Below are 12,162 nucleotides of genomic sequence, written 5' to 3' on the forward strand. Positions count from 1 at the left end.
CTCGCGCCCCGTCATGGCGGCCGCCGCCGGTGCGCTGACCGTCGTGCTGTGCCTGCTCGCCGGGTGCGGGAGCACCGCCGACGGAGTACGGGTCGAGGGCTCGCCGGCGAGCACGCCGGAGTCTCGTACGGACGCCGCGGGCCCCGCGCATCCGGACTGGTCGGAGTCGGCCGAGGGCGCCGACCCCTCAGCCGGCCCGGTGGCTCCGCGGGACACGCGCGACGACGCCGGCGACCCGCCGGACGCCACCCGGGGCGACGAACGCCCGCGACCGCGTACCGACACGGCCACGGACGCCGTCGGGGAACCGCTCGGCCACCGGGCCGTGATCGCCCTGCTCAAGCGGGACCCCAAGGTGAGCAGCGAGGTGAAGCGGGGGCTGAAGCCGTGCGTGGGCGACCGGTATCCGATCAGCGTGGCGCACGGACAGGCCACCGGTCAGCATCCCACCGACCTGGTCGTGAACGTGAGTTCCTGCGCGGACGGCATCGGGGTGGGCGCGTACGTCTACCGCCGCAGCAGCAGCGGCGCGCTCGTGAACGTGTTCACCGCGGAGCGTCCGCCGGTGTCCGCCGTCATACGGGGCGGCTTGCTGAAGGTGACCCGGGCCGTGTACATCGGCAACGAACCGATGTGTTGTCCTTCCGGTCAGGACATCGTCACGTACGCCTGGCGCGACGGGCTCTTCCGCGAGGTGGACCGGGAGCGGGGCGACCTCGGGGACGGGCCGCCGCCCGCGCCGTAGTACCGGGACGGCAGGCGACACCCAGTGCCGGGGCTGGCCAGGCTGACCACGGGACAGCTGAGCGACGAGCAGGGGACGAAACGGAATGGCCGACACACACGTGCTCTTCGTCGAGGACGACGACGTCATCCGGGAGGCCACCCAGCTGACGCTCGAGCGGGACGGCTACACGGTGACGGCGGTCCCGGACGGGCTGACCGGGCTGGAGGCGTTCCGCGACGACCGGCCGGACATCGCGCTGCTGGACGTGATGCTGCCGAAGCTGGACGGGGTGAGCCTCTGCCGGCACATCCGGGACGCCTCGACGGTGCCGGTGATCATGCTGTCCGCCCGGGCGGACAGCATCGACGTGGTCCTCGGGCTGGAGGCGGGCGCGGACGACTACGTCACCAAGCCCTTCGACGGGGCCGTGCTGGTCGCCCGTATCCGCGCGGTGCTGCGCCGGTTCGGACACGCGAGCGGGCCGAACGGCCACCACGCGCCGGGCGCGGACCGTGCCGCAGAGGGCGAGGAGGTGCTGCGCTTCGGCGAGTTGGAGGTCGACACGGAGGGGATGGAGGTGCGTACGGCGGGGCGTCCGGTGTCGCTGACACCGACGGAGATGCGGTTGCTGCTGGAGTTCTCGGCCGCGCCGGGCACCGTACTCTCACGGGACCAGTTGCTGGGGCGGGTGTGGGACTACGGGTGGGGTGGCGACACCCGGGTGGTGGACGTCCATGTACAGCGGTTGCGCGGGAAGATCGGGCAGGAGCGGATAGAGACGGTCCGCGGCTTCGGTTACAAGCTGAGGGGTTAGGACGTGGACTGTCCGGCACACGCTGACCTCGGCCGCTGTCCTGGCCGCCGCCCCGGTGGCCGCGCCTGGCCGCCCCGTGCGGTTCCCGCATCGGGCCCGCGAGTCCCCGTATGAGGCGCATCACCTTCCGCAGCGGCCTGCGCTGGAAACTCAGCGCCGCCATCGCGCTGGTCAGCGCGCTCGTCGCGCTCGCCCTCAGCCTGGTCGTGCACAACGCCGCGCGCGGCACCATGTGGGACAGCAGCCGTGAGGTGCAGGACGAGCGACTACAGTACGCCAGCCGGATCTACCACTCGACCGGGCAGGTTCCGTTCGGCGCCAAGATCAACGACCCGGAGCTTCCGCGACAGCTCGCGAAAGCGGTGGCCGATGGCCGCCGCGCCAGCTACCTGGTGGAGCGGCCGGACGGCGTGCCCGTGGTGTGGGCCGCCGAGCCGCTGGCCGGTGACCGCGTCCTCTCGCTGCGCACCCGCTTCACCGACCGTTACGAGGTCCTCCGCGGGCTGGACCGCGCCCTGCTGCTCGGCTCCATGTCGGTGGTGCTGGGCAGCAGCCTCCTCGGGGTGCTGGTGGGCGGACAGCTCTCCCGCCGACTGCGCAAGGCCGCGGACGCGGCGGGCGAGGTGGCGCGCGGCGACACGGAGGTACGCGTACGGGACACGATCGGCGGCGGCCGGGTGCGCGTACGGGACGAGACGGACGAGCTCGCGGACGCCGTCGACGGCATGGCCGACGCCCTGCAGGCCCGGCTGGAGGCCGAGCGGCGAGTCACCGCCGACATCGCGCACGAGTTGCGCACCCCCGTCACCGGTCTGCTCACCGCGGCCGAACTGCTGCCCGAGGGGCGCCCCACCGAACTCGTACGGAACCGGGCGCAGGCGTTGCGCCAACTGGTCGAGGACGTGCTGGAGGTCGCCCGGCTGGACGGGGCTCGGGAGCGCGCGGAGCTCCAGGAGGTGGTGCTGGGCGAGTTCGTACGCCGCCGGGTGACGGCGGTGGCACCGGAGGCGAGCGTACGGGTGGTCGCGTCCGCGAATCCCGCCACCGTCACCACCGACCCGCGACGACTGGAACGGATCCTGGGCAACCTGCTGGCGAACGCCGCTCGGCACGGCAGTCCGCCGGTCGCGGTCGTCGTCGACGGGCGGCGGATTCGCGTACGCGACCACGGGCCGGGATTCCCGGAGCAGCTGCTGGCGGACGGGCTGAGCCGATTCCGTACGGGCAGCAGCGACCGCTCGACACCCGGGCACGGGCTCGGGCTGACCATCGCGGACGGGCAGGCGCGCGTGCTCGGGGCACGACTGACCTTCCGCAACGTGGGCCCGGACGAGCCGGGTGAGACACGGGAGTCCGGGGCCACGGCCGCCGAACCGGGCGCGGGCACCGGCGCGGTGGCGGTGCTCTGGCTGCCGGAGTCACCGCCCGGCGGACCCGTCACGGGGTGACCTGTCGCACCTGAGCCGCTCAGCCACTCGACCGCTCAGCCGCCCTCGACGCACTCTCCCCAGGACTGGCTCAGGTCCAGCTCGCCACTCTCCCGCTCCTGTGTCAGGGAGTACCAGTTACCGCTCGGGTCCCGGAAGATCGCCTCGATACCGTACGGTCGCTCCTGCGGCTCCTGCAGGAACTCCACCCCCTTCGCCAGCAGCGCGGCGTAGTCGCCGTGGCAGTCATCGGTGCGCAACGCCCCCGCGCCCAACACCCCCTTGCTGACCAACGTCCGCAGCGCCACCAGGGAGTCCGGGTCCACCCCCGGGCCGTCCGGTCGCATCAGGGTGAACTGCACGTCCGGGTTCCCCTTGGGATGGACGGTGATCCAGCGCATGCCGCCCATCTCCATGTCGGTGCCCTCGTCGAAGCCGAGTTGCTCCACGAAGAACCTCTTGTCCCTCTCCTGGTCGGTGGACCAGACGGTGGTCAGGGCGAGACTCTTGATCATAGGTACTCCTCGGGTGGTGTGCGGAATGCCGTGCCGGCCCCCTGCGCGTACCGCCGGCTCACCGTGCCGCTGACACGCTGCGCGGTGAGCTCGCTTCGATACTCGCATCCGCCACTGACAACGCCGTCGGTCTCGGAGGCCGCGCGACCGGCGGCGCAACCGAGCAATCGAGGTGGCGGCGGACGCGAACGCCGGCCGTCTGCGGGCCGGCCCCGCCGGATATCCGATGGCGGGAACACCCGCCTGCCGGCAGGATCAGCGGTCATGGACAACAGCCTGCGTACGGCGCGGTTACGGCTCCGTCCCGTCCGGGAGTCGGACGCCGAGCAGCTCGCCGCGCTGCACGGTGATCCCGAGGTCATGCGCTATCTGGGACCCGTACGGCCCATCAGCCCGGCGACGGTACGGGCCGAGACGGTGCCCCGGATGTGCCGCTACCACCCCGGACTCGGCGGCCCCGGATACTGGGCCGCGGAAAGCCGGGACGACGGCTCCTTCCTCGGCTGGTTCGAGTACCGGCCGTTGGCTGAGGACAGCGGTGCGGTGGTGGAGTTGGGCTACCGGCTACGTCAGGCTGCCTGGGGACTCGGTTACGCGACCGAGGGCGCCCGCGCACTGGTCCGTACGGGCTTCGAGGAGTGGGGGGTACGCCGGGTCACCGCGAACACGATGGTGGTCAACACGCCCTCCCGGCGGGTCCTGGAGAAGACCGGGCTGACGCTGCGGTGTACGTACTTCCAGGACTGGCCGGAAGCGATCGAGGGCGCGGAGCACGGCGAGGTGGAGTACGCCCTGGATCGCGCCGACTGGCCGCGTGCGGGCCCGGACACGGCGGGCCCGCCTTAGCGGGCTGCCCACGGCAGCGGGTGGGAGAAGGTCCGGCGGGCTCTGCCCCACGGCTCACTCCTCGCCGTCGGAGTACCCGTACGGCACGAAACCGCTCTCCAACAGGTCCTCCGTATCCCAGTCGGCGTCCCCCTCGAAGAGCGCCCACTCGTTCTCCAGGCTCACCAGGTCGTCCGGCCCCGCGACCTCCCCGACCAACGGCGGTACGTCGATACGGTCCCAGGCGACCGCGACCGAGAAGGAGTCGCCGAGCCCGCCGAACATCCGGTCACTGAGACTGCCCTCGGCCACGGATGACTCCTCCTCGGTCGAGAAGTCATAGCCGACCGGCTCCTCAGGCCCGGTGAAGGTGATATCGGGATAGCCCTCCACGGATATCGTGACGAAGGGATGCAGGTCTATCGACCGGGACCGCTCGCCGTGTTGGTAGACGTCCAGGGCCAGCCGGGCGCCGTACCAACACAGCAGATAAAGATTTATGCCCTCACCCTCAGTCAGCTCCGCGTCGAGGTCGGCCTTGATCTCGTCCAGGCTGCCCCGCACGTAGTGCGTGTCCTTGCGCGCACCCCCGGGATCGACGCCGAAGGCCAGGTCGTAGAAGCTCTTTCGGAACATGCACGCCAACCTAGCCCCTCGCACTGACACTGGCTCAGGGCACGTGACGGACTGGAACCAGCCTGAACGAGCGCCACCCGACATGTCAGTGGGCGTTGTTAGCTTCGACCCATGGTGATCACCGACGAGACGACAGACCGGTTGCGGCGCCGAGCGAGCGCGGGGGACGCACACGCCTCGACGGAGCTGGCGCGACTGCTGAGTCTGACGGCGTCAGAGGGGACGGAGCCCGAATCGGAGGAGCCGACCTGGCCCGAGGAGAGCTGGCTGCGCGCCGCGGTGACGGCGCGACCCGACGACGTGACCGCACTGACGCTGCTGACCGGGCGGCTGGCCCAACAGACCGCCTACTGGCAGGACATACTGGACATGAACCCGAACATCCTGGAGGCGTACGGGGAGGACACGTCCAGCATTCGTCGTCGGCGGACCGAGACAGCGGAGCTGTACGCCCGCCTCCGCCGCTTCGACCTGCCGGAACACACCCGGGCGGGCCTCGACGAGCTGGGCGCGCTCCTGGGGGTGCGCGACGACACCGCCATGGAGGACCCGTACAGCTACTACACGCTGGAGGACGAGGCATGGGGCGGTTCCGTGTGTCATTTCGCGAGGATTGTCACCAGTGACGCCGACGCGTTGCGCTGGGCCTGCGACAGATGGCTCGTACACTCGGAGGGCGGCCTCGGCGAACTCACCCTGACCACACGGGTGGCGGGAGCCGAACCGAGCCTGGTCCGCCTCGACGAGCATGTGTCGGGCCGGACCGTGGACTGGTCATCCGTCACCCTGCCCGAACTAACCGGCACCCCCCTGCCCGCCGGACTTCCCGTACCAGGACAGCACGGGCTGTACTACGGCTTCTCCGCCGGCGCGGAGTAGGGGCCGCGCCGGCTGGTCGGTGACGGACGCTGCTCCGCCAGCCACCCGACCCCATAGGCCACGCCAGCCGGAAGAGCGATCGCGAACCGCCGTCGCCGGTCGTAAGGTGGTGATTACACCTTGCCCAACCGCGCTGGCACGCCCATCAGATGGCCCATCCGGGGAGCCTCATGGAACCAGTCCGACTGCCCTCCAGGTACGCCACCCCGCTCGTCGGCCGGCTCTTCGCGCGCCGGGACCCGGGTGTACGGCACGAGGCGGACGCCGACGAACCACCCTCGGGGCCGGACGGACGGTTGATCGCCGGTCTGGTCTCCTTTCGCGGCGGCAACCCGACCTGTGGGTACGCCGAACTGCAGTGCATCGCGGAGGAGTTCGTCGCGCTCGGCACCGGCGCCGACGCCCTCGCCGCGGCCGACCGCGCCGCCGTCGCCACCGTGTTGGCGCAACCGCTGGCCAGCATGGGCGAGTTGGACACCACCGACGTGCAAGCCGTACGCATGGGCCCGCAGGACTACGCCCGCCAGCTGCGCAGCGCCGTGCCCGGAGCGGACCGGCGGCTGAGCGAGGCCGCGGCGGAGTACCACGACAGCCTGCTGGTGGCGGTGTGCCTGCACATCCTGAGCCTCCTCATCGACCGCTCGCCGGCCCTGGCCGAGCGACTACCCGAACGGAGTCACCGTATCCGGCAGTTGGTTGACCTGGGCGACGCCGCGGCCGTGCGCCACGAGGCACGTCGGCAGCAGTGGTCCTCGCCCGCTGACGACGCCTTCGAGGAGCGGTATCTGCGTACGATCGTCGAGCAGCACAACAAGGTGACGATCTACGGCATCGACCTGCCCAATCCCAACACCCCGGACAACTGGCCGCTGGACGCCAGCTATCTCAGCCTCGGCGCGGAGTTCGGCAGCGCGCGGGAGGACGGCGAGGCGACCGAGACCTGTCCGGTCATGCCCGCGGATCGGGCCCTGGGCGATCAGGAGCGGGTGCTGTTGCGCGGCGCCGCCGGGTCCGGGAAGACGACGCTGGTGCAGTGGCTGGCTCTGTCCACCGCCCGTGACCAGCTCCCGGCGGAGCTGGAGGGGCTGCGCGGACGCATCCCGTTCGTGCTGCCGGTGCGGCGGTTCGCCCGACAGGGGTTCCCCTCCCCGGAGGACTTCCTCAGCGCCGTCCAGCACCCGCTGGCCGCGGAGGCGCCGGACGGCTGGGTGGCCCGCACGCTCGCGGCCGAGCGGGGGCTGCTGCTCGTCGACGGCATCGACGAGGTGGCCGAGCACCAGCGCGCCGAGGTCCGCGACCGGTTGCGCAGGCTGCTGCGCATCTACAGCGGCAACGCCTGCATGGTCACCTCCCGGCCGCCCGCCGTCGACGCGGAGTGGCTGGCCGATGAGGGCTTTCTCGAGTTGACGCTGGCCCCGATGAGCCGGGACCAGATCGCCGCCTTCATCACCGCCTGGCACGCGGCCTGTCGTACGGACGAGGGCCTGGACCACAGCCGGCTGGACGACTACAAGGACCGGCTGCTGCAGTCGATACCGCTCTATCGGGAGCTGCGCGGGCTGGCCACCAACCCGCTGATGTGCGGACTGATCTGCGCGTTGAACCGGGACCGTTCCGGATCGCTCCCCAAGGGCCGCCGGGAGCTGTACGACGCGGCGATGGAGATGCTGCTCCAGCGCCGCGACCCGGAGCGTCGGGTGCTGTACGCCGATGACGTACGCCTCCAGCGCGCGCCCCGCGAGCGGCTGCTGCGGAAGCTGGCCTACCGGATGCTGGTCGAGGAACACAGCTTGCTTGACCGGGAGTCCGCGCTGGGCGAGATCGGCCGGCACCTGCCCGCCATTCCGGCCGTGTCCGAACAGGGCACGCCGGAGACGCTCTACGACCACCTGCTGCTGCGTACCGGAGTGCTGCGCGAACAGGCAGACGGCTCGGTGGAGTTCGTCCATCGCACGGTGCAGGACTATCTGGCCGCCAAGGAGGCCGTGGAGCGCGGCACCTTCGAGCTGCTGCTGGAGCACGCGCACGAGCCGGAGTGGGAGGAGGTCATCCGGATGGCGGTGGCCCACGCGCGGCCGGACGAGTGCGCGGTGCTGCTCGAGGGGCTGATCGCGCCGGGCAGCCGGGGCCTGCGGCGGAACCGGCGGCGGCTGCTGGCGGCGGCCTGCCTGGAACACGTCACGGAGCTGGACCCGACGACCCACGCCCGTATCCGTCGGGAGACGAAGAACATGGTGCGCCCCGCCAGCGTGGCCGCCGCCCGGGGGCTGGGCTGGGTGGGCCCGATAGTGCTGGAGATGCTGCCCGATCCGGCGCGGGTCTCGGACGAGGAGGCGTACCGGCTGGCGGTTACCGCGACCCGGATCAACGACGACGCGGCCGTGCACTACCTGGCCCGGCTGCGGGACCGTACGTCACTGCGGCTGCGCGCCGAACTGGCGCGTGGCTGGCACAACTTCGACACGGAGTGGTACGCCGAGCAGATCCTGCGGCACCTCGATCCGGAGGGGCTGTACATCCCCGTCACCGACCGGATGGAGCTGGCGACGCTGGACAGACTGGGCGGCCCGGAGTGCGTGCAGGTCGCCGGCGGTTTCACCCCGGAGGAACTGCTGGACGGGCTGGACCGGGAGCGGCTGAAGCACCTGTGGTTGGCGTACGACCTGAGGGTGGGCATGGAGTGGCTGAGCGCGTTCCCCCGGCTGAGCACGCTGCGGGTCACTCCAAGGCTGCCGCGGGTGCGGGGGGTGCCGGAGGCCGTCCGGATCCTCTCGTCCTGACCGGTGGAGTGGCCGGCGGGCTGGCCGCGGCCTGCCGTACGGCATGACCCACGCGTGACGCACCTGAGGCCGGACGCACCTGGGCCGGTGTCCGTGCGGACACCGGCCCAGGATCAGTCAGTCGCTCCGATCAGCTCTCCTTGGAGAGGTTCGGCGAACCGCCACCCGTCGCCGACTCCACCGGCGGGGCGTCCGGCAGCTGGGACTTCTCCTCGCCACGGAAGGTGAACTTCTTCTCCTCACCCTCGCCCTCGGTGTCGACGACCACGATGTGGCCAGGACGCAGGTCTCCGAAGAGGATCTTCTCGGAGAGCAGGTCCTCGATCTCGCGCTGGATGGTCCGACGCAGCGGCCGGGCCCCCATCACGGGGTCGTACCCCTTCTTGGCCAGCAGCTCCTTGGCCTCGGTGCTCAGCTCGATGCCCATGTCCCGGTCCTTGAGCCGCTCGTCCACCTGGTTGAGCATCAGGTCGACGATCTCGATGATGTCCTCCCGGGTCAACTGGTGGAAGACCACGGTGTCATCGACACGGTTCAGGAACTCCGGACGGAAGTGCTGCTTCAGCTCGTCGTTGACCTTGTTCTTCATCCGGTCGTACCCCGTACGGACGTCACCCTGGCCGGTGAAGCCGAGGTTGAAGCCCTTGGAGATGTCCCGGGTGCCGAGGTTGGTGGTCATGATGATGACCGTGTTCTTGAAGTCCACCTCACGGCCCTGGGAGTCGGTCAGCCGACCGTCCTCCAGGATCTGCAACAGCGAGTTGAAGATGTCCGGGTGAGCCTTCTCGACCTCGTCGAACAGCACCACGGAGAACGGCTTGCGCCGCACCTTCTCGGTGAGCTGACCGCCCTCCTCGTATCCGACGTATCCCGGGGGCGAGCCGAACAGCCGGGACACGGTGTGCTTCTCGCCGTACTCCGACATGTCCAGGGAGATCAGCGCCTCCTCGTCACCGAAGAGGAACTCCGCCAGCGTCTTGGAGAGTTCGGTCTTCCCCACGCCCGAGGGGCCGGCGAAGATGAACGAACCACCGGGCCGCTTCGGGTCCTTCAGCCCGGCACGAGTGCGCCGGATGGCCATCGAGAGCGCCTTGATGGCGTCCTGCTGGCCGATGACCCGCTTGTGCAGCTCCTCCTCCATGCGCAGCAGCCGCGAGGACTCCTCCTCGGTCAGCTTGAACACCGGGATACCGGTGGCGGTGGCCAGGACCTCGGCGATGAGCTCCTCTTCCACCTCGGCCACGACGTCCATGTCGCCGGCCTTCCACTCCTTCTCCCGCTGCGCCTTCTGGGCCAGCAACTGCTTCTCGTCGTCCCGCAGGGAGGCGGCCTTCTCGAAGTCCTGCGAGTCGATCGCGGACTCCTTGTCCCGACGGACGTTCGCGATCTTCTCGTCGAACTCGCGCAGGTCCGGCGGCGCCGTCATCCGTCGGATACGCATCCGGGAGCCGGCCTCGTCGATCAGGTCGATCGCCTTGTCCGGGAGGTAACGGTCCGAGATGTAGCGGTCGGCCAGCGTGGCGGCGCCCACCAGCGCGGCGTCCGTGATGGACACCCGGTGGTGCGCCTCGTACCGGTCGCGCAGACCCTTGAGGATCTCGATGGTGTGCGGCAGCGACGGCTCGGCCACCTGGATGGGCTGGAAGCGACGCTCCAGGGCGGCGTCCTTCTCCAGGTGCTTGCGGTACTCGTCGAGCGTCGTGGCGCCGATGGTCTGCAACTCGCCGCGGGCCAGCATCGGCTTCAGGATGCTGGCGGCGTCGATCGCGCCCTCGGCCGCGCCGGCGCCCACGAGGGTGTGCAGCTCGTCGATGAACAGGATGATGTCGCCACGGGTGCGAATCTCCTTGAGGACCTTCTTCAGGCGCTCCTCGAAGTCACCGCGATACCGGGAACCGGCGACGAGCGCGCCCAGATCCAGGGTGTAGAGGTGCTTCTCCTTGAGGGTCTCGGGCACCTCGCCCTTCACGATCGCCTGGGCCAGGCCCTCCACGACCGCCGTCTTGCCGACGCCGGGCTCGCCGATGAGCACCGGGTTGTTCTTCGTACGGCGGGAGAGCACCTGCATGACCCGCTCGATCTCCTGCTCCCGGCCGATCACCGGGTCGAGCTTGGACTCGCGAGCGGCCTGCGTGAGGTTCCGCCCGAACTGGTCCAACACCAGGGAGGTCGACGGCGTGCCCTCGGCCGGGCCGCCGGCGGTCGCGGCCTCCTTGCCGCCGGAGTAACCGCTGAGCAGCTGGATGACCTGCTGCCGCACACGGTTCAGGTCAGCGCCCAACTTCACCAGGACCTGGGCGGCGACACCCTCGCCCTCGCGGATCAAGCCGAGCAGGATGTGCTCCGTGCCGATGTAGTTGTGCCCGAGCTGCAGCGCCTCGCGGAGGGACAGCTCCAGCACCTTCTTGGCACGGGGTGTGAAGGGGATGTGGCCGGAGGGCGCCTGCTGGCCCTGGCCGATGATCTCCTCCACCTGCTGGCGGACCGCCTCGAGCGAAATCCCGAGGCTCTCCAGTGCCTTAGCGGCGACACCCTCACCCTCGTGGATCAGGCCCAGAAGGATGTGCTCGGTGCCGATGTAGTTGTGGTTGAGCATCCGGGCTTCTTCCTGAGCCAGGACGACAACCCGCCGCGCGCGGTCGGTGAACCTCTCGAACATCGTTAATCGCTCCTCAGAGCGGTCAGGCAGTAAGGGGTCGGTCCCCTCCCTGTCCTTCCGCAGCTTAGTCCCGCGAGCGGGGACCGCTCATTCCAACTGTCGAAACCCGCCCGGATCATCTCCCCCCATGCCGAGCGCGGCATCGGGTGATCCGTCCGGGACGACCGACAACAGTTCCAACCCGATAGTGGGAGACGATGTTCCCGCAGGCCAGATCTATTCACCTGGTTCCGGTACGCCGACGGCGAACGCCTCGCCGGCAACCGGTCGCCCATCTCGCTCATCGCCCTCCGCACCCCCGTTCCACTAGGGACTTTCTACCCCCCGACACTGACAAACCATGCGGCCTGTCGGGGAACGCATCCGCTACCGGCGAACAGCATGGCTGAAACCCAGCGTATACACGTCTCAACTGACCGTAACTCACCGTACGTTCCGCAGTTGCTCCGCGTATGACGCCCTTGACGCCACAGCCCGGGCCAGCCCCGGCAGCACCCAGCGAGCCGGAGGCTCAGTCCGGCTCAGCGGCCCGCGTCCCGTCGGACGCCGCGCCCGCCGGCCGTACGGGACCCGACCGGGTGGCCGCACGCGGCGCGCTCGACTGGTACGAGCGGACACTCGGCTGGACCGTCGACCTCGGCGACGGCTCCCCGCACCTGGTCACCGGACGGTGCTTCGACGCCTTGTGGCTGCCGGCCACCGCGGGGCTGCCGCTCCTGGCCCGCAGGCCGCGTACGGGGCCCGCACTGCGGGCTGGCCCGACCGTGTGGCTGCTGGTGGCCGAGGGCTCCGCCGGCGATCTGCCCGGACTGCTCCAGTGGCTGGGCTGGGGCACGCTCGGGCCGGAACTCGGCCTCGGCGCGAGTGGCGCCGGCGGGCGTGTGCCGGCTCCCCCGCCGG

At 70.4% G+C, this 12,162-nt stretch carries 9 protein-coding genes and 1 pseudogene; 7 read left to right on the forward strand and 3 right to left on the reverse strand.

The window, feature by feature from the left end:
• The 3 genes from AN216_RS24285 to AN216_RS24295 all read left to right on the forward strand — a co-directional run.
• A partial coding sequence (locus tag AN216_RS24285) for a hypothetical protein (protein ID WP_212732751.1) occupies nt 1–745 on the forward strand: 745 nt, incomplete at its 5' end.
• A gap of 85 nt (nt 746–830) precedes the next feature.
• The gene (cseB, locus tag AN216_RS24290) at nt 831–1,541 is read left to right on the forward strand and encodes a two-component system response regulator CseB (RefSeq protein ID WP_070198867.1); all 711 of its coding nucleotides are present in this window, start codon (nt 831–833) and stop codon (nt 1,539–1,541) included.
• 110 nt (nt 1,542–1,651) lie between these two features.
• The gene (locus AN216_RS24295) at nt 1,652–2,989 is read left to right on the forward strand and encodes a sensor histidine kinase (protein WP_070198868.1); all 1,338 of its coding nucleotides are present in this window, start codon (nt 1,652–1,654) and stop codon (nt 2,987–2,989) included.
• A 35-nt stretch (nt 2,990–3,024) separates the two neighbouring features.
• Here AN216_RS24295 and AN216_RS24300 read toward each other — a convergent pair whose 3' ends face one another.
• Nucleotides 3,025–3,483: a VOC family protein gene (locus AN216_RS24300; protein WP_070198869.1), complete on the reverse strand. Its 459-nt coding sequence runs from the start codon at nt 3,481–3,483 to the stop codon at nt 3,025–3,027.
• Nucleotides 3,484–3,747: 264 nt separating this feature from the next.
• Here AN216_RS24300 and AN216_RS24305 point away from each other — a divergent pair, with 264 nt between their 5' ends.
• Nucleotides 3,748–4,329: a GNAT family N-acetyltransferase gene (locus AN216_RS24305; RefSeq protein ID WP_070198870.1), complete on the forward strand. Its 582-nt coding sequence runs from the start codon at nt 3,748–3,750 to the stop codon at nt 4,327–4,329.
• 54 nt (nt 4,330–4,383) lie between these two features.
• On the opposite strand, the gene AN216_RS24310 is transcribed toward AN216_RS24305, so the two are convergent.
• Nucleotides 4,384–4,944, reverse strand: a complete 561-nt coding sequence (locus tag AN216_RS24310; RefSeq protein ID WP_070198871.1) for a hypothetical protein — start codon at nt 4,942–4,944, stop codon at nt 4,384–4,386.
• Between the two features lie 111 nt (nt 4,945–5,055).
• On the opposite strand from AN216_RS24310, the gene AN216_RS24315 reads away from it, so the two are divergent.
• Together AN216_RS24315 and AN216_RS24320 are read left to right on the forward strand one after the other, a co-directional pair.
• Complete coding sequence (locus AN216_RS24315; RefSeq protein WP_070198872.1) at nt 5,056–5,823, forward strand: hypothetical protein; 768 nt, start codon at nt 5,056–5,058, stop codon at nt 5,821–5,823.
• Between the two features lie 170 nt (nt 5,824–5,993).
• Complete coding sequence (locus AN216_RS24320) at nt 5,994–8,603, forward strand: NACHT domain-containing protein (protein ID WP_070198873.1); 2,610 nt, start codon at nt 5,994–5,996, stop codon at nt 8,601–8,603.
• Between the two features lie 130 nt (nt 8,604–8,733).
• Here AN216_RS24320 and AN216_RS24325 read toward each other — a convergent pair whose 3' ends face one another.
• Entirely contained in the window at nt 8,734–11,262 is a 2,529-nt protein-coding gene (locus AN216_RS24325; protein ID WP_070198874.1) for an ATP-dependent Clp protease ATP-binding subunit, read from the reverse strand.
• A 452-nt stretch (nt 11,263–11,714) separates the two neighbouring features.
• Here AN216_RS24325 and AN216_RS29460 point away from each other — a divergent pair.
• Nucleotides 11,715–12,162: pseudogene (locus AN216_RS29460) on the forward strand (hypothetical protein); the annotation flags it as partial.

Origin of the sequence: Streptomyces oceani (assembly GCF_001751245.1) — a bacterium.
In the GTDB taxonomy this organism is placed as follows: domain Bacteria; phylum Actinomycetota; class Actinomycetes; order Streptomycetales; family Streptomycetaceae; genus Streptomyces; species Streptomyces oceani.